The 17991-nt window shown below is 32.1% G+C and carries 18 protein-coding genes and 1 tRNA gene; 10 read left to right on the forward strand and 9 right to left on the reverse strand.

The genetic code is table 11. The features are described 5' to 3' along the window. The 6 genes from MK083_02995 to MK083_03020 form a co-directional block, all read left to right on the forward strand. On the forward strand, positions 1-2233 hold a 2233-nt coding region (locus MK083_02995; protein MCH2673423.1), incomplete at its 5' end, for a hypothetical protein. A gap of 162 nt (positions 2234-2395) precedes the next feature. Further along, the gene (locus MK083_03000; GenBank protein ID MCH2673424.1) at positions 2396-3364 is read left to right on the forward strand and encodes a hypothetical protein; all 969 of its coding nucleotides are present in this window, start codon (positions 2396-2398) and stop codon (positions 3362-3364) included. A gap of 5 nt (positions 3365-3369) precedes the next feature. After that, entirely contained in the window at positions 3370-3969 is a 600-nt protein-coding gene (locus tag MK083_03005; protein ID MCH2673425.1) for an MBL fold metallo-hydrolase, read from the forward strand. Positions 3970-4030: 61 nt separating this feature from the next. Continuing rightward, complete coding sequence (gene dnaJ / locus MK083_03010; protein ID MCH2673426.1) at positions 4031-5095, forward strand: molecular chaperone DnaJ; 1065 nt, start codon at positions 4031-4033, stop codon at positions 5093-5095. A 7-nt stretch (positions 5096-5102) separates the two neighbouring features. Then, positions 5103-5993 (forward strand): 50S ribosomal protein L11 methyltransferase, encoded by an 891-nt coding sequence (locus tag MK083_03015; protein ID MCH2673427.1) that lies wholly within the window; start codon positions 5103-5105, stop codon positions 5991-5993. A gap of 6 nt (positions 5994-5999) precedes the next feature. Beyond that, complete coding sequence (locus tag MK083_03020; protein ID MCH2673428.1) at positions 6000-6731, forward strand: 16S rRNA (uracil(1498)-N(3))-methyltransferase; 732 nt, start codon at positions 6000-6002, stop codon at positions 6729-6731. On the opposite strand, the gene MK083_03025 is transcribed toward MK083_03020, so the two are convergent. From MK083_03025 to MK083_03065, 9 genes are all read right to left on the reverse strand, one after another. Continuing rightward, on the reverse strand, positions 6721-7716 hold the full coding sequence (locus MK083_03025) for an NAD(P)H-dependent glycerol-3-phosphate dehydrogenase (protein MCH2673429.1): 996 nt from the start codon (positions 7714-7716) through the stop codon (positions 6721-6723). The two genes, MK083_03020 and MK083_03025, sit on opposite strands and share 11 nt — an antisense overlap. Next, entirely contained in the window at positions 7703-8323 is a 621-nt protein-coding gene (plsY, locus tag MK083_03030; GenBank protein ID MCH2673430.1) for a glycerol-3-phosphate 1-O-acyltransferase PlsY, read from the reverse strand. Before plsY ends, MK083_03025 begins: the two co-directional genes overlap by 14 nt. Continuing rightward, entirely contained in the window at positions 8320-9615 is a 1296-nt protein-coding gene (gene der, locus MK083_03035; protein ID MCH2673431.1) for a ribosome biogenesis GTPase Der, read from the reverse strand. The genes plsY and der overlap by 4 nt, the downstream gene beginning before the upstream one ends. A gap of 27 nt (positions 9616-9642) precedes the next feature. Then, complete coding sequence (argF, locus tag MK083_03040) at positions 9643-10548, reverse strand: ornithine carbamoyltransferase (protein MCH2673432.1); 906 nt, start codon at positions 10546-10548, stop codon at positions 9643-9645. Continuing rightward, positions 10548-10946: an OB-fold domain-containing protein gene (locus tag MK083_03045; protein ID MCH2673433.1), complete on the reverse strand. Its 399-nt coding sequence runs from the start codon at positions 10944-10946 to the stop codon at positions 10548-10550. Before MK083_03045 ends, argF begins: the two co-directional genes overlap by 1 nt. A gap of 18 nt (positions 10947-10964) precedes the next feature. Next, the gene (locus MK083_03050) at positions 10965-12128 is read right to left on the reverse strand and encodes an acetyl-CoA acetyltransferase (GenBank protein MCH2673434.1); all 1164 of its coding nucleotides are present in this window, start codon (positions 12126-12128) and stop codon (positions 10965-10967) included. Positions 12129-12201: 73 nt separating this feature from the next. Continuing rightward, positions 12202-12528: an NIPSNAP family protein gene (locus tag MK083_03055; GenBank protein MCH2673435.1), complete on the reverse strand. Its 327-nt coding sequence runs from the start codon at positions 12526-12528 to the stop codon at positions 12202-12204. An 11-nt stretch (positions 12529-12539) separates the two neighbouring features. Beyond that, positions 12540-13010, reverse strand: coding sequence for a hypothetical protein (locus tag MK083_03060; protein MCH2673436.1), 471 nt, complete (start codon positions 13008-13010; stop codon positions 12540-12542). Between the two features lie 15 nt (positions 13011-13025). Continuing rightward, a tRNA-Pro gene (locus tag MK083_03065) sits at positions 13026-13102 on the reverse strand. Positions 13103-13237: 135 nt separating this feature from the next. Between MK083_03065 and prfB the strand changes: the two genes are divergently transcribed. From prfB to MK083_03085, 4 genes are all read left to right on the forward strand, one after another. Next, positions 13238-14272, forward strand: coding sequence for a peptide chain release factor 2 (gene prfB, locus MK083_03070; GenBank protein MCH2673437.1), 1035 nt, complete (start codon positions 13238-13240; stop codon positions 14270-14272). A gap of 93 nt (positions 14273-14365) precedes the next feature. After that, positions 14366-16030, forward strand: a complete 1665-nt coding sequence (locus MK083_03075; GenBank protein MCH2673438.1) for a peptide ABC transporter substrate-binding protein — start codon at positions 14366-14368, stop codon at positions 16028-16030. A 78-nt stretch (positions 16031-16108) separates the two neighbouring features. Then, entirely contained in the window at positions 16109-17005 is an 897-nt protein-coding gene (locus MK083_03080; GenBank protein ID MCH2673439.1) for an ABC transporter permease, read from the forward strand. Continuing rightward, positions 17005-17958: an ABC transporter permease gene (locus MK083_03085; protein ID MCH2673440.1), complete on the forward strand. Its 954-nt coding sequence runs from the start codon at positions 17005-17007 to the stop codon at positions 17956-17958. Before MK083_03080 ends, MK083_03085 begins: the two co-directional genes overlap by 1 nt. Positions 17959-17991: the final 33 nt, after the last annotated feature.

A 17991-nucleotide genomic window follows, 5' to 3' on the forward strand; every position in this document is an offset into this window, starting at 1 on the left:
ATCAAGTGTTACATGGACTATCCCTGCTCTTTCAGCAAATATTCCATGTCTAACAGTAAATAATGATAGTTCTACTCCAAACTCTGATGGTGGATCATCTCACACCAACTTTGCTGCGATAGCAACTACTTGTGCAACAGCAAAATCTGAGCCAGATGTGACTCTTGACTACTTCAGTTCCGTAACTGACTTAGCAGGAAACAGAGGGTTCAGTGATGCAACAACAACTGATACAGACGATGGGCCTTCATTTAAAGATGCATATTCATTCAATATTGATGAATTGAAGCCATCTTTAGATCCAGCTCAAACTGAAACAGGTGTTTACTGGAATCCAGGCACAACTGCAGAAAAAACTGGTGACACAACAAAAATGGTTGTAGCATTTGATGATGAAATATTAACTGCTCCAGCCTCATCTTTTGAAATTACAACAGATGCAGGAACAGTTCTAACTCCTATTGCAACAGAGATTGGTACTAAGGGTACTACTGCTGCTGGAGCATCATATGATGAGAGAAAGAATGTTTACTTAACTCTTGGAACTGCTTTGGCCACATCTGAGACACCAAAAGTAAAATTGGTTGGAGATGTAACTGACTTAGCTGGTAACTCTAATAAGTCTGGTACAGTTGACAACGCTGTAGATAAAATTAAGCCTTCGCTTACTTTATCACTTTCAGGTGGTACAGGTACAGGAGCTTCTCCTGACGACTCAGTTGGTCTAACAAAAAGTAATATGGTTATGACTATAACAAGTTCAGAAGTTCTAAGTGGAGTACCTACCATTTCAATCTTCTCAGAAGATTATGGAACTGGTGCAACATACGGATCAATAGGTGATGACCTAGATCTAGCTACAGTTGCAGCAGGATCTTCAGTAACATTGACAATCAATACAAATACTGTTGTTGATACTGATAAAGATGGAAGTCTCCTTGATGAGGTTTACATCTTAGCATCAACTGCTGAGCCTCCTTCAGATACTGAACTACAAAATCTAGAGATTACTTCAGTAACAAATAGTGGTGAAAATGTAATAGTTATTGTAAAGAATAATAACTCTGGTGCCCTAGCTGGTGGTGCTGATGAGATAAAGCTTGAAGCTAATGCAAATGCAGCATACAGTGCTACTAGTGATGAAACTTCTAGTGAAGGTACTGTAACAGCAGTTGCTGTTGATTCAACATCATTCACAGCTACTTTTGATGGAACTAGTACAGTATTCTCTGACATTGGAACAAAAGATTCTAAAGCTGTAGTACTTAGTGCTACAGACATAAACAGTAACGTAGGTACATTAGGAACTAGAGATCAGGATGCTACAACTGGACTTTATAAGTTTAGACTTGATAGAACTGCTCCAATCCTAAAAACTCCAATAACCGACGCAACTATTGCTGGTGAAACAACACTACCTAGACCATACGTGATATTTGATTTCACAGATGAATCTAAGGTAACAGTTGTATCAGCTTCATTCGGTGGAGATGATGTACTTGCTAAACTAGCTACAACAAATAGCAAGAAGTACTTCATGGTACCAGATGCAGACCTAACTGCTAAAACTTATGCTGTAACAGCAAAAGGTACAGACTTAGCAGGTAACAAAGGTGCTGAAGGTACTTACAACTTGAAAGTTACTTCAAGAAAAGATTATAAAGCTACAATACTAGCAGGATGGAATCTAATGTCATTCCCATCTGATCCAGTAGCAAACTCAGTTTCAGCAGTGTTTACTAATGCAGGAATTGACCAAGTTGTTGGATACGATGCTATGTCTAAAGGTTCTCCATGGAGTGTTGCAACTAAAGATTCAGCTACAGGACTATTCTCAGGTGGATTGGAAACAATTTCAGCTGGTAATGGTTACTGGGTACACTCTGATGAATTCTCTAGCCAATCAGTTGCTTTGACAGGACCAGAAGGACCTAGTGCTTCTGCTCCACCAGCAATTGAAGCTATTGAGCTAGCTAGTGGATGGAACTTAGTTGGTATTACTGATGCAACTAAAGCTAAGACTCAAGCTAATGAAGGTGACGTTTACAAAACTGTTGCAAATTACCTTGGTGCTGGTGGTGGTTCATCAATAACTAAAGCATTCTCATATAGTACTACTGGACTATCATGGAGCGCACAAGCTCTTGATTCCGGAAATGTAACTATTGGTCAAGCATTCTGGGTTTACGCTAAACCTGATGCTAATGGATTGCTAACACCAATTGTTCCATAAGGAATAAATTAGCTAAAAATAAAAAAAAGCAGTCTGAAATATGACTGCTTTTTTTTATTTAAAAATTCTATAATGTTTATATAAACCAAATTTTAATTGATTATGAAAAAGATGTATAAAAGAATTCTGTTTTTTGTTTTTGCTTTCGCTATATCGCTTAATGTGTTTAGTTCTGAAGCTTCTTTACAAGCTCAAGATATACCAGAATTACATATGCTTGTCTTGCAAGGTGACATAACAGTTTCTGGACTTAAAGACTCCAGTGTTGATGGACTTATTTTAACTGCTAAGATTGATGGTCAAGAAGTTGGATCAATTGAGATTTCAAAAGGTACAACCTCTTCTAGATATATTGCTTTAGAAATTGGTCCCAACGCTCCACTAGAAGGAAAAACTATAAATTTATTTATAGGTAATGAGAAAGCTAATGAGTCTATTCCATTTGGACCAACAACTCCTAGTGGACAATATTGTCCTGGTTGTAGTTGGGTACTTCCTCTTTCCAAAACTCTAAACCTATCATTCAATTCCTTTCCTCAAGCTACACCTACACCTGTACCTGCTTCTGTTGCTCCTGCCTTTATCAGTGGTAATGTTATATTTGGTTCAATTTTATCTGCTCCTTCAGAATTGACTGCAATTGAAGCTTTTATTGATGGTGAACTTGTAGGTACTGGATCTGTATTAGGACCAGATTTTAGTATAACAGTTGATCCTGGAAACGAAAATTATCTTGGAAAACAGGTTATTTTCAAAATAGGAGGATCTGATTCTAAAACTACATATTCCTTTGTACCTGATGATTTTATTACTGAATTTAAATTATTCTTCCCAGAATACGTAGCACCCACACCCACACCCACGGTAGTTGCTCCAAGTGCTCCAACACCTATCCCTGAGCCAACAAGAACACCAACCCCTATCCCTGAACCAACACCTACATATACGCCTACTGCTACACCAACACCCATCGGACTTGGCATGTCTGTAGATAATTCTGATTCTCAAATAATATTGGAAGATTCTGACTCAGGAGGATGTAACTCTAGAGGAGGTGGAGCTGCAAGCTTGAGCCTTATAGTTTTGTCAGCTGTTCCACTTTATGTATTAAATAGACGAAGAAAAAATTAATTTTAATGGATATAACTTGGTTAGGTAATAATTCTTTTTTTATATCAGATGAACTGGTAAGTATTGTAGTAAATCCAGATGATTCAATTCTGAGTTCTTCATTAATAAATGAGAACTCAGTTGTTATTGCAACAGAATCACAAAGCTCTTATTCTACTAATCTTCCAGTTGTAGACTCACCAGGAGAATATGAAGTTAATAATTTGTCTATTTTTGGAGTAGCAAATGGAATATTAAAATCTGGTGAAAAGCTAGTAAGTACTTGTTTTAAGCTTGAATCTAGAGGCCTTTCAGTTGCTGTAGTTGGTAATATTGGTGGTCCATTTGATTCAGAGGCTCTCTCAGGGCTTAGTTCATCTCACGCAGTTGTATTTTCACCTGATAATAATAATATTGACGCAGAAATACTTGTTAATGCTATAAGATCTTTAGAAACTAAGAAAATAATCATTTCTGGATTCGATAAAAATTCTGCTAAGAGTAGTCCAGGTTTAGATAGTGTAAACAAAGTATTAGGAGTTAAGGATTTTGAATCAAAAAATAAAGCTTCTTTTACTTTGAATAATTTGGGAGATTCTCAAGAAATTATTATTCTAGAAAATTAAATGTTTCTCTCATAAGTTAGACTTGCAGTATATAATAGAAAGATAATTAGTTTTCTAAATCATGACTCAACAAAAAGAATATTATCAAATATTAGGTGTTTCTAGAGATGCTTCAGAAGAAGAAATAAAAAAAGCTTTTAGACAGCAAGCTCTTAAGTATCACCCTGATAGGAATCAAGAGCCAGGAGCAGATGAAAAGTTCAAAGAAATTAATGAAGCATATCAGGTCCTAAGTGATCCAGAAAAAAGAAAACTCTATGATCAATATGGATATGATGGACTAAGAAATGCTGCAAATGGATCTTCAGGTTTTTCTGGATTTGAAGATCTTGGAGGATTTGGTAGTATTTTTGATGCATTTTTTGGTGGTTCATCTTCTGGAGAAACAAACTCTTCAAGGGGTAATGATTTAGAAATTCCTGTAACTATATCTTTTGAGGAATCTGCTTTTGGTACAGAGAAAGAAGTTATAGTAGACAGATACGAGACATGTGATATCTGCAATGGTTCAAAGGCTGAACCGGGATCAGATAAATCCACTTGTTCAAGCTGTAATGGTTCAGGTAAAGTGACTAGACTACAAAAAACATTTTTTGGACAATTTCAGCAAGTTTCAACTTGCTCTTCTTGTGATGGTGAAGGTGTGAATATTTCTAAAAAATGTAAATCCTGTAAAGGGACTGGTAGAAAGCGAAATAATAGAAAATTAGCAATAACAATTCCTGCTGGAATAGAGGATGATTCTAAGATAAGAATCAGAAATCAAGGTGATTCTGGGTTGAAAAAAAATCAATCAGGAGATTTATATGTGAGTGTAAATGTGACTCCTCATGAAAAATTTCAAAGACTTGCATCAGATATTTATTCAATAGAAGATATAAATATTGCTCAAGCTGTATTAGGAGATAAAATTGTTGTGCAAACTTTGGATGGAGATGTTGAGCTTAAGATACCACCAGGAATTCAATCTGGCAAAAAACTTAGATTATCAGATAAAGGAATAGTTTCTATTGGAAGAGGTAATAGAAGAGGAAGTCATATAATCACAATTAATATTTCAACTCCAACAAATCTTTCTGAAGAGCAAAAAAAATTATTTGAAGAATTGAAAAAATCTTTTAAGTAAAAAAATAATGTTAGATAAATCAATTATTGAAGTATCTCTAGAAATAGAAAAAGAATTCGTTGAACCCGTTTCATATTTACTAAAGAAACATTGTGACTTTGATTATATAGTGGAAGAAAAACTAGAATATAGTCCCGATGAAAATGAAACAAAGCCAGAAATAAATACTGTAATAATTAGATCGTATATTATAGATGATAAGGAACAAAAATCTAAGATTGCATTTATAGAAGGTGGTATTTCTTTAATTAGACTAGTTGCAGAAATACCTGAAATAAGAATAAAAAAAATTTTAGAGAAAGAATGGATAAACCAAGAATTTCCCTCAATAAAAATTGGGGAAAAATTTATTATAAGCTCAGATAAATCGTTAAGTTTCAATAAAGATTCTCGAATACTAATAAACTTAAATCCAGGTCTAGGATTTGGAACTGGTCATCATCCAACTACTAAAATGATGCTGGAGCATATAGAAAAAATAAACTTTTCAAATAAAAAAGTTCTTGATTTTGGTTGTGGTTCGGGTATTTTGACAATTGCTGTTAATAAGATGGATGCACTAGAAGTATGGTCTATAGATACAGATGAAATGGCTATTATTTCATCTCAAGAAAACTTAAAGAGATCAAATATTAATACAGAAAAATTATTGCAAGGTTCTCTAGAAACTTTAGACAATAAACTTCTTTTTGACATAATTTTAGCTAATATTTCTTCAAATATTATTATGAAATATTCATACGAAATGAAAAAAAAATTAAGTCTAGATGGTTTATTGATTTGCTCAGGCATTCTTTCAAAAGATGCTGATATTACATCAGAAAAACTTATAGATAATGGATTTGAAATGATATCTAAAACTATAGAAGAAGATTGGGTATCTATGATTTTAAGGTGATTTCACATGAGAATATTTTATAAAGATAAAATTGAAGAGGTTATTGAGATTGTATCTTCTAGAACTCATAAAATAAAATCAGTTTTACGATCTAAATTAGGAGATGAAATTGAAATTTTTGATGGAAATGGTACTAGTTATATTTCAGAAATAATGTCAATTTCTAATAATTCAGTAAAGTTAAAAGTCGATAAAAATAATCCAGAAATAGTTATAAATTCCTCACCTCAAATAACTTTAGCTTTTTCAGTCTTAAAACCTTCTAGATATGAAATTGCTATTGAAAAAACAACTGAAATTGGAATAAGTAATATTGTGCCATTAATTACTCAACATACTAATGATACTTATGTAAAGATGTTTTCTCAAAAGAGAATAGAAAGATTAGAAAATATTTCTATTTCAGCTGCTGAACAATGTGGGACTAATTTTGTTCCTACAATACAAAGTCCAAAAAAATTATCTGAATTCTTAAATTTTTATAATCAAGAAGATACATTAAAAATATTATTTTATGAAAAATCAAAATCAAATAAACTAACCTCTAAAAAATTAAAAGAATATAAACAAATTATTCTTGTAATTGGTCCTGAAGGTGGATTTTCAGAGCAAGAATTAGATACTTTTAAAAAATATAATTATGAAATTGAGAGTTTAGGTAATAATATCTTAAGAGGTGAAACAGCTGCTATTTGTGCAGTGCATAATATTAATATGCTTATTAGTTCTATTCATTAGTATTTTCTCTACTCATTAGATCAGTAATGCCTTCCATAGGATTTTTTTCTTGAAAGAGTACCTTATAAATTTCATTAGTAATTGGAAATTCAATTATTTTTTCACCTAATATTTCTTTTATTATTTTTGTAGTTTGAATCCCTTCAACTACTCCATCAATACTTTCTAAGGCTACTTCTAAATTTTTTCCCTGAGCTATTAATCTACCTAGTTTATTATTTCTGCTATTTTCGTTAAAACATGTAGTAATAAGATCTCCTAAACCTGAATTACCATAAAAAGTTTTAATTTCTCCTCCAAAATATTTAGATAGTTTTGTAATTTCATATAAACTCCTTGTAATATAAGAAGCCATAGAATTAGTTCCTAGATTATATTCAAAAATAATTCCAGCACCAATTGCAAAAATATTCTTAAGTATGCCTCCTAATTCAATTCCCAGAACATCATTTGAGCTGTAAGTTCTAAATGAATTAGTGTTAAAAATTCTTCTTATATTATTTTCATGAATTGGACTTATTCCAATTACCGAAGTGGCAGGTTTATTTTTATATATTTCTAAAGAAATATTAGGACCTGAAATAACACCAATATTTTCTTTAGGAATACTTAATTTTTCTAAAATATATCGAGATATTGTTTTTTTTGAATTATTTTCAAAACCCTTAACTGCACTTATAACAACGTGATCTTCAGTTATATAATTACAAATTCTATTTATATTTTCTTCTATATTTGCACTAGGTACGGCTAAGATAATTATATTTGATTCGCTAATTATTTCTTCCGCAAAATTTGAAATAATTATATTTTTTTTTATATTAAATTGTAGATTTCTTGATATAGATCTTGTTCGATTTAGATTTTTATTTTCTTCATCATTTCTAGATAACAAAAATAATTTACCAACATTTTCTGAAAGAATATTACATAGCGTAATTCCCCAAGATGTAGACCCTACAACAGTTACTTTATTTTGTTTCATTATTATTAAAAGTAATTTTATTTTCAGTATTATTTATGATTCTAATTATATTTTGACGATGCTTGAATATAATTATCGATGGTATGACTATTCCAATATATAAAAAATTATAGCTAATAATATCGCTAAAAATAGCTAAATAAAATATCAATAACATAGAAATTAATGATCCTAAAACTGATCCTAAGGAAACATATTTCGTAAGATAAATAATTGGTAAAGAAGGTATTAGTGCAATTGATATTAAAGGTATGTGAATAATTACGCTACCGAAACCTGTAGCAACTCCTTTTCCACCCTTAAATCTATGATAAATTGGGAAGCAATGTCCTATAACTATAAAGCATGAACTAAGAATATGGATTATCTCTTCATCAAAGATTAACTTTATTATAAAAATTGGAATAAGTCCTTTTAATATATCTAGTATAAGAACAACCACTCCTGGCTTTATTCCTAGGACACGATTAATGTTTGTAGCTCCAGTACTTTTAGAACCAAAATTTCTTATATCTAATTTATAAAAAATTTTTCCAAGTAAAATCCCATTTTGAACCGAGCCAATAAGATAGCAAATAATAATTATAATTATGTAGGAAATATTCAATATTTTTTCCCCTTGACGAACTTTAAACTTATGGGACATCCCGCAAAATCAAAGTTTTGACGAATATTATTTTCAAGATATCTTTTATAACTAAAGTGTATTAAGTCATAATTTGATGATTCAAATTTGAACCCAGGTGGACCCACCTTGTATTGGCTAATTGAAAATAACTCTGGAGTCTTATTACCTTTTGACGGAGGTTGTTTTTTTGTTAAGGCATCCAAAAAGCATTTATTAAGTTCTTTTTGATTAATTCTTTTAATTGAGTTTTCATACACCTTTATAGCTTCTGGTACAATTTTATCAATATTTTTTACTTCTTTTGCTGATGTAAGTATTACAGGTATATCAGGTATATGACTAAATTTTTCTTTCAATCTATTTATTAGATTTTCAGATTCAATATTATCTAGAAGATCGATTTTATTTAATACTATAATGCATGGTCTCATTAGGTCTTTTATGAAACCAGAAATATGCAGATCTTGAGCTGTGATCATTTCTTCAGCGTTAATTATCAAAATACACACATCTGCCATTTCGATTGATTTTAATGACCTTATTGATGAATATTTTTCTATTCCTGGATCAATTTGACCTCTTTTTCTAAGACCAGCTGTGTCAATAAACTTTATGTTTTTATCATCATAATTAATCAAATAATCAATACTGTCTCTAGTTGTTCCAGGAATTTCACTGACTATTGACCTATTTGATTCGGTTAGTAAATTAAAAATACTTGATTTACCAACATTAGGGTGTCCAACTATTGAAAGTTTTATATTTTCTAAATCAGATGGAATATTTTTTGAATCATCTAAAACTTTTTCTAATAAATCAGTTATACCCCTATTGTGATATGCACTAATTTTTACAGTTTCAAACTCCGATAATCCGCTGAATTCAAAAGAGTTATGCTGACTATTAGCTAAATCTAATTTATTGATAGCAAGGATTGCTTTCTTATTGTTTTTTCTTATTAGATCGATGACTTCATAATCTAGAGGATTTATTCCTTCTTTTCCATCAACCATAAAGATTAATTTATCACTTTCTCTTATGGCACTTAAGGCTTGGTCTGTAATTGAAGTCTGAAACAATTCATCTGACTTTTGATCAATTCCTCCAGTATCAATTAATATAAAATTCTTTCCATTCCAGTTAGTGTTAATTGAAATACGATCCCTCGTAGTACCTGACACACTAGATACAATAGATATTCTTTCTCCAGCTATTCTATTAAATAATGTTGATTTACCTACATTAGGTCTACCAATTATGGAAATAATCATTTTAAATGTACTATTTATATAGTTATTCTACAGATTTGAAAAAATGTATTCCATAAGCCCCGTTTGAGCCCATAGTCTATTTTCTGCTTGATCAAATACTACAGATCTAGAGTCATATAATAAACCATCTTCAATTTCTTCTCCAGGATGCGCAGGCAAATCATGCATAAATTTTACTGTTGGTTTTGCCATATCAAGTAAATTTGAATTTACTTGATAACCGTTAAAATCTTGAAGTCTTTTATTCTTCTCTTCTTCTTGCCCCATACTTGTCCAAACATCTGTATAAACAATATCTGAATCAGGGATTATCTCATTAGGATAATTTGAAAATTGAAACCTTTCTTCTCCAAGATCTAAAAAACGATCTGATGTTTCACTATCAAATTCATACCCCTTAGGAGAGCTCACAGAAAATAATCCTCCTAAACTTAGAACTGCATATCCCAGGCTTTTAGCAACATTATTACAATCACCAATATAGGTAATTTTTTTATCTATTAAGGTACCTAGATTCTCGTGTATTGTCATTATGTCAGCTAGAGCTTGGCATGGGTGCTCATCATCAGTTAAGGCATTTATAACAGGAATTTTTGAATAATTACTAAATATTTCAATTTTTTCTTGTTCAAATGTTCTTATAATAGCTAAATCTCCCATTCGACTAACTACGCTAGATACATCTGGAATTGGCTCTCTACTACCCATTCCTACTTCTTCAGGTGAGAAATATATTGCATTACCTCCAAGCTTTTGAACTCCTGCAATAAATGATAATTTAGTTCTAAGTGAAGGCTTATCAAAAAGTAAGATTGCAGTTTTATTACTAAGAATAGTTGATTTTTTACTATTCTTGAATTCAATTCCTAGATTGATTATGTTAAGTAAATCATTGGATTCACAATCACTAATTTTGATTAAGTTTTTTATCATTATGCTGGCTTAAATACTGGTAAGTTTTGTCCATCTGCATCAATAAAATCTAATATTAAGTCCATCCCTATACTTAGATTTTCTGGTTCTGGATCAACTCCTATAATTCTTGTAGGCATATTTATACCTTCTTCTAGGGTAACTATTGCAGCAATATATGGTACTTCTTCTACAAAACTTGGATGTGGTGCTTGATGAACTATTGTAAAAGTATATAATTTTGCTTTGCCTGATGCTTCTATCCATTCAACATCTCTACTACCATCTTTGGTAGATACAGCTCTTGGGTAGAATTGAATATGATCACCAAACTTTTGGATTAATAATTTATTCTCATTAGCTCCTTCCCAATATTTATCTGATTCTGGTTGAGGTATGGGCTTTATCTTTTCACTCATATTTGACTCCTTATTATATTAATTATTTGATGTTAGTAAAACTGTTCCAGTACTTGATAATAATCCTCCCGTTCCATGGGCTAGAGCAATATTACAATTATCTATTTGCCTTTCTCCGGTTTCACCTCTTAGTTGCCTTACTGCTTCTAATACAGTAAATATTCCATACATACCAGGATGAGTATAAGAAAGGCCTCCACCTGATGTGTTAAGAGGAAATGTACCCCCTGGAGCAGTTACTTGATTTGCAACAAAATCAGGTCCTTCTCCAGGTCCACAAAAGCCTAAACTTTCTAATGTTGCTAAAACTGTGTAAGTAAATGAATCATATATCATTGCCAAATCAATATCTTTGTAATCCAAACCAGCCATTTCTAATGCCCTAGGGCCAGTGTTTCTTCCATATGTTCTGGTTAGATCAGGCATTTGAGATAATACGCTACCATGATCATGCCCTTCACCAACTCCTAAAATTTTTATTGGTCCTTTTTTTGTATCTTTTGCCTTTTCCATTGAAGTTACGACTATTGCTGCACCTGCATCTGTTACTAAACAACAATCTAAAAGATGAAATGGCCAAGAAACCCATCTAGAGTCATGGTAATCATCAAAAGACATTGGTTTATCGTAAAAGTAGGCTTTTTCATTCATATTTGCCCATTTTCTTGTAGAAACAGCAATTTCTGCTAGAGCTTGACGTGTTCTATCTTCTCCATACATTTCCATATATTTTCTAGCAGCCATAGCATAGTTTATAGGTGGCCCCATTATTCCATATGGAGAAGTATATTGATCTGCAGGCATACCCCCTCCACTTCTATTTCTGGCTCTATCACTTCTTCCACTCTGACCATGCGTTATTAATGCAACCTCACAATATCCTGCATTTATAGCTGCCAAAGCATGAGCCAGATGAATAACAAATGATGAACCACCAACTATTGTAGAATCTGTAAAGTTTGGCTCAATACCTAGATATTCTCCTAAATCATATGTTGAATATCCAGCAGTAAATAAACCATCTACGTCAGATATGCTCAAACCCGCATCTTCTAACGCATTGTGTGCAGCTTGAGCATGGTGCCCTAGAGGGGAGATATCAGGAACCTTGCCAATTTTATCTGATTCTGCAACTCCTACAATTGCGGCTTTTCCTGATAAGGATTTTCTTAGTTCTTTCATTTTTTGCCCTTCTACTAAAAAATTATGTATCTTAATATTCTTGAGTAAATGATAGCAATTTAAATGAATTTTTCTACTTTAGAGGAGAGTAATCTGTTGGATTTAGTAATTGGTTCTCCACATTCTTAACAATAAGTCCATCTTTGTGAGACTCTTCAACTACTTTTGCCCACTCAGGATCATTTCTGAAATTATTCCATGATTCAATCCTTGATTCATGACTTTCATAAGCCAAAAGATAAGTCAAAGTGTTGTTACTTGGACCTACATCTGCAACCCAGTATCCTATATTTTTCATACCATGTTTTTCAAATAATTTGAGAGTATGGTTTCTAAATCTAGAATTTAAGTTCTCAAGCCTACCTGAAAAGCATTCGTATATTCTAAGTTCATAAATCATTCCGGTAATCCTTATTCTGAAGCAAATGCTTCGTTAGTTGTAATATTAAATACGTGATACTGTTCTTTATAACATTGTTCAGCTTCTGATATAAAACTAAGATATGTTCCCATAGGTAAAGAATAGCTTATTAAGTTAGGATGATCATTTTGATTTGGGACTGAAGCTTCAGCTATTATGGGAATTTTTACGTTTATCATTATCCATTCACTAGTAATAATTCCTCTTCTAAAGTTTTGAATATCATTACAGAAGTCATAATTTTGAGAGTCGTCAAATGATTTCTGGGTATAGGCTACCGATATATAAACAGTTTCATCTGTATTGTTTCTATAAATAGATACAAATCGACCATCTTCTCTAGAGTCAAAAGGGAAATATATTGAACTTTTTGTAACCTCTGGTTCAATAATTAATGTTTCATCTTCACAAGAAACAAAAATTACCATAAAAATTGATAATAATAGTAATATTTTTTTCAATTTATCCTCCTTAAATGGTCGGGGCAGCAGGATTTGAACCTACGACCTCCCGGCCCCCAGCCGGACGCGCTACCAAGCTACGCCATGCCCCGCAATTTTTTTTGCAATATAATATTAGATAGAATACATTATTATATAAATCCATACCCACAAAAAAAATATGCAAATTAAAGAACTTAAAGATGAGGCCTCAAGATTAAGAGATCAAATTATCCAAATTTTGAGGAATGTTTGACCTAGAAAAACTAAAATCTGAAGTAATAGAATTAGAAAAAAAATCGTCTGACCAAGATCTTTGGAAAGATAGTAATTTCGCCAAAAAATTTTTGCAAAATCTTAAACATAAGAAAGATTCTCTAAGCCAATTTATGAATTTAGAAAACTCTTCTTTGGAGATAATAGAATTATGTGATATTTCACTTGAACTTAATGATGAAAGTTCTGGAGAATCAATAATTGAATCAATAAATCAACTTAAAAATTTATATAACAAGATTTCTCTAAAACTAAAAATGAAAGGAGAATTTGATCAAAGAAATGCTATCTTGGGAATAAAGCAAGGTGCAGGAGGGGTAGATTCTCAAGATTGGGCAGAAATTTTATTAAGAATGTACAAAAGATGGTGCGAAATTAATGATTTTACTATGGAAATTATACATATTTCACCTGGAGAAGAAGCAGGAATAAAGTCTGTTGTAGTAAAAATTGAAGGAGATTATGCTTACGGCTTACTTTCAGCAGAAAAAGGTACTCATAGATTAGTTAGGATATCACCCTTTGATACAGGTAATAGAAGGCATACATCTTTCTCTTTAGTAGAAATAATGCCAGAATTAGAATCTGAAGAGGAAGTAAATATTGATTCTAAGGATATAAGAATAGATGTTTTCAAAGCAGGAGGAGCAGGAGGTCAGAGTGTTCAAAAAAATTCTACTGCGGTTAGAATTACTCATCTTTCTTCGGGAATTACAGTTTCAGTCCAAAATGAAAGGTCACAGTTACTAAATAAAGAACTAGCTATGAAAATATTGCAGTCTAGACTGAAAGAGCTTGAGCTAAAAAAACAAAGAGAAATAGAATCAAAAATTAAAGGAGAGCATATCTCTGCAGACTTTGGATCGCAAATAAGATCATATGTGATGCATCCCTATAAAATGGTAAAAGATCACAGGACTGATTTAGAAATAAGCGATATTGATGGGGTACTAGATGGTAATATTGATGAATTTATAGAAGCATTTTTGTTAAAAAATATAGATTAAAGTTAATTATCTTTTACAAAATTTTTTTTTCATATAATATTCATTTATTTCAGATAAAATTATAGTTATATAATAAACTAGGAAAAAAATAATATGATTTCAAAATTAAAGATTTTTTTATTCTCGGCAATTATCATAGCAGCACTTTCATGTGGCTCAGACGATACCTCTGAGGAGCCTGCATCAATAGGGAAAAATTCTAATGTTGCTCCAAGTTTAGAAGGTAATTCTACTGGAAGCTCATCGGGCTCCAAAGAAAATATTTTTAGGATTAATTTTTCTGATCCTCCTACATTTGATCCTCACTTGGTAACAGATACTACATCTGCTTCAATAATTGTTGAAATTTTTTCAGGATTAGTAACTTTAAATAAAAATCTAGATATAATTCCAGATTTAGCAGAATCATGGGAAATATCAGATGATGGAACTGTTTATACTTTTAAATTAAGAGAAAATATAAAGTTTTCTAATGGTGATAATGTAACAGCTGAAGATTTCAAATGGTCAATTGAACGAGCTGCCAATCCAGATACTGGGTCATATAATGCCGATGTTTATTTGGGAGATATAGTTGGAGTTAAGGAAGTTATAGAAAGTAATGGTTCCAAAACTTCAATTGATGGAGTAAAAGCTTTAGATGATAAAACTCTTGAAATAACCATAGATTCGCCTAAAACCTACTTTTTGGCTAAATTGACATATCCAACAGCTTTTGTCTTGAGCAAAAATTATATGGAATCTCAAGGAGATAATTGGATAGACAAACCCGTAGGAACTGGTCCATTTATTCTTCAGGAATATCAGATAGGGCAAATACTTAAACTCAAAAGAAATGATCTATATTGGGGTGAAAAATCTAAGGTAGATGGCGTAATAATGAACCTTGCAGGTGGTGTGTCTATGGCAATGTATGAAAATGATGAAATAGATATCACAGGAGTTGGTCTTGCTGACCTGGAAAGAGTAAAAGATCCCAATGATCCTTTGAGTAGGGATTTAGTTGATGTTCCCCCACAATTTACATTGTCTTATATTGGATTTAATGTAAATATGCCTCCTTTTGATGATGAAAATTTTAGAAAAGCACTTACGCATGCAGTTGATAAAGAGCTAATTGCAGACAAGATTTATTCTGGATTAACAAAGCCTGCATATGCTGTGATACCTCCTGGCTTTCCAGGTTTTAGTCCAACTATTAATGGCCTGGAATTCAATGCTGAATTAGCTAAAGATTATCTTGAAAAATCTAAGTATGCTGATCCTTCAAGTAGGCCTAGAATTATTGTAACTATTCCTGGTACTGGAGGTTCACCTGGCTTGGATACTGAAGTTATTTCAGATATGTGGAGAGAGACTCTTGGTGTAGAAGTAGAAATTCAACAGGTAGAATGGGCTACTTACTTACAAGATATGAACAGAAAAAGACTACAAGTATGGGCTGGATCTGGGTGGCAAGCTGACTACCCTGATCCTCAAGATTTTATTGATATTCTTTTTTATAGCGAATCTGATGTAAATCATGGAAATTATAAAAATTCTAGAGTAGACGATCTCATTATAGAAGCTCGTACAGAATTAGATCAAAATAGAAGATATCTTTTGTACAATCAAGCAGAGCAAATAGTTGTTGATGAGGCTCCAATACTTCCACTGTGGTTTGATACAGATGGATACGCCTTGGTAAAACCATGGGTTAAAGGTTATTCATTTACACCAATAATTGTTCCAAAATACAAAGATTTATACATAGAGTAATAATTTGATATAGATTTGAGATTATAAATTGTTTATAAACAAATCATGTTGAAGTATATTTTCAAAAGAATAATTTGGATGCCTATCCTTTTACTTATGGTTTCTTTAATTGTATTTTTCCTAGGAGTTTATGGGCCAGGTGATCCAATAGAAGTTCAATTAGGCAATAACTATGACGAAGAATCTGCGGATAGAATAAGAGAAAAAATGGGTTTAAATGACCCTGTATTTGTTCAATGGTTCAATTATGTAAGAAATGCAGCGGTTGGAGATTTTGGAGAGTCTTATGTATTCAAGAATAGAGAAGTTTCTGAATTATTAATTCCAAAATTAATAGTATCTGCGAAACTGAATATTATTTCTTTTTTTATAGCAATTATAATTGGAACACCACTAGGATTTTATGCTGCTGTTAATAATGGTAATTTTAAAGATCCTATCGTTGTAATTTTTTCATTAGTTTTTTATGCAATGCCTGTTTTTTTTACGGCGCCTTTTCTAATTCTTATATTTGCTTTGCAACTAGATTTAGTTCCTGCAGCAGGCTGGGGCGGTGTATTTGATAAAAGAATTATTTTACCTGCATTAACAATAGGTGTTCCTGGAGCAGCGGTATTTGTAAGACTAATACGCTCTTCAATGATTGAAGTTTTAGACACCGATTATGTAAAATTAGCAAGAGCAAAAGGTGTTAGTGAAAGTAAAGTTTTATGGAAGCATGCTTTTAGGAATGGAATGTTGCCTGTTGTTACCATAATGGGATTTTCTCTAGCTGGATTATTTGGAGGTTCATTGATAGTTGAAATTTTATATGGAATTCCTGGAGTTGGAAGAATTTCTTTAGACTCAGTTTATTCCAGAGATTATCCAGTAATAATGGCTATTGTATTATTAGGCTCTAGTGCTCTTGTTGTAGCAAACCTTATTATAGATTTTTTATATACACTAGTTGATCCGAGGATAGAATTACAGTGATGAACCTTAATCCTAAGAATTTATCATCTACAAAATTATTCATAATGAATTTTAGTAGAAAAAAACTAGGAGTTATATGTGTGGTTTTAGTTTCAATAATTTACTTAATTGGAATATTTGCACCTCTTCTTGCTCCTTATGATTATTCAGAAACTAATCTTTTGAAAACTCAATCTGCTCCTGATTTAGAAAATTTATTGGGTACAGATAGATTAGGTAGAGACATACTTTCAAGAGTAATTTGGGGAATTCAAACTACTGTTATAGTTACAATAACAGGTTTACTCACAGGCTCATTGATTTTGGGTTTGTTTTTGGGATTATTAGCTGGTTATTACAGAGGTATATTTGATTTTATAGTGATGAGAACCGGTGAATTAGTTTCATCATTTCCTGATATTCTATTGATAATATTATTGGCTGCAACTCTAAGGCCCAGAATCACAACCTTTTTCTATTCTATAGAGGATAACTTTAATATTTCTGGGTTAGTTAGTAGTGGAATTATAGACTATTTAGTTATAGGTATAGCTCTACTTCCATTGAGTTGGTTTGGAACAATGAGATTGATTCGGGCACAAGTATTTAGTATTAGGAATATTGAGTATGTTCAATCAGCTAGAACCTCTGGAGCAAGTACCCTAAGAATAGTTACAAGACATGTGTTACCAAATGTAGTAGCTCCATTAGTTGTAACTGCAACTTTTGGCTTGGGTGCTGTAGCCTTATCTGAGGTCATTCTTTCTTTTTTTGGTTTAGGCGTTCAACCTCCTAGACCAAGTTTAGGAGCTATGTTATCTGATGTTTCTGGAAGAGGCGGAGCAAGTGTTTCTGTTTTAACTAATCATCCGGAACAATTACTTTCTCCTATAATTGTTATTTGGATTATGATTTTTTGTTGGAATATAATAGGTGATGCATTGACTGATATATTAAATCCTAGAAAGAATTAAATCTAAACGGTTTAGGATATACTAGACCGTGTA

The sequence above is a fragment of the Dehalococcoidia bacterium genome (assembly GCA_022451965.1).
In the GTDB taxonomy this organism is placed as follows: Bacteria; Chloroflexota; Dehalococcoidia; order Lucifugimonadales; family Lucifugimonadaceae; genus TMED-70.

Excerpts from the sequence above, each read along its gene's own strand:
- MK083_03050 (MCH2673434.1), bottom strand. The coding sequence starts at position 12,128 with ATGAAAGAACTAAGAAAATCCTTATCAGGAAAAGCCGCAATTGTAGGA.
- der (MCH2673431.1), bottom strand. The coding sequence starts at position 9,615 with ATGATTATTTCCATAATTGGTAGACCTAATGTAGGTAAATCAACATTA.
- MK083_03005 (MCH2673425.1), top strand. The coding sequence starts at position 3,370 with ATGGATATAACTTGGTTAGGTAATAATTCTTTTTTTATATCAGATGAA.
- MK083_03020 (MCH2673428.1), top strand. The coding sequence starts at position 6,000 with ATGAGAATATTTTATAAAGATAAAATTGAAGAGGTTATTGAGATTGTA.
- MK083_03025 (MCH2673429.1), bottom strand. The coding sequence starts at position 7,716 with ATGAAACAAAATAAAGTAACTGTTGTAGGGTCTACATCTTGGGGAATT.
- MK083_03085 (MCH2673440.1), top strand. The coding sequence starts at position 17,005 with ATGAACCTTAATCCTAAGAATTTATCATCTACAAAATTATTCATAATG.
- MK083_03055 (MCH2673435.1), bottom strand. The coding sequence starts at position 12,528 with ATGATTTATGAACTTAGAATATACGAATGCTTTTCAGGTAGGCTTGAG.
- prfB (MCH2673437.1), top strand. The coding sequence starts at position 13,238 with ATGTTTGACCTAGAAAAACTAAAATCTGAAGTAATAGAATTAGAAAAA.
- MK083_03015 (MCH2673427.1), top strand. The coding sequence starts at position 5,103 with ATGTTAGATAAATCAATTATTGAAGTATCTCTAGAAATAGAAAAAGAA.
- MK083_03045 (MCH2673433.1), bottom strand. The coding sequence starts at position 10,946 with ATGAGTGAAAAGATAAAGCCCATACCTCAACCAGAATCAGATAAATAT.
- MK083_03080 (MCH2673439.1), top strand. The coding sequence starts at position 16,109 with ATGCCTATCCTTTTACTTATGGTTTCTTTAATTGTATTTTTCCTAGGA.
- argF (MCH2673432.1), bottom strand. The coding sequence starts at position 10,548 with ATGATAAAAAACTTAATCAAAATTAGTGATTGTGAATCCAATGATTTA.
- MK083_03075 (MCH2673438.1), top strand. The coding sequence starts at position 14,366 with ATGATTTCAAAATTAAAGATTTTTTTATTCTCGGCAATTATCATAGCA.
- dnaJ (MCH2673426.1), top strand. The coding sequence starts at position 4,031 with ATGACTCAACAAAAAGAATATTATCAAATATTAGGTGTTTCTAGAGAT.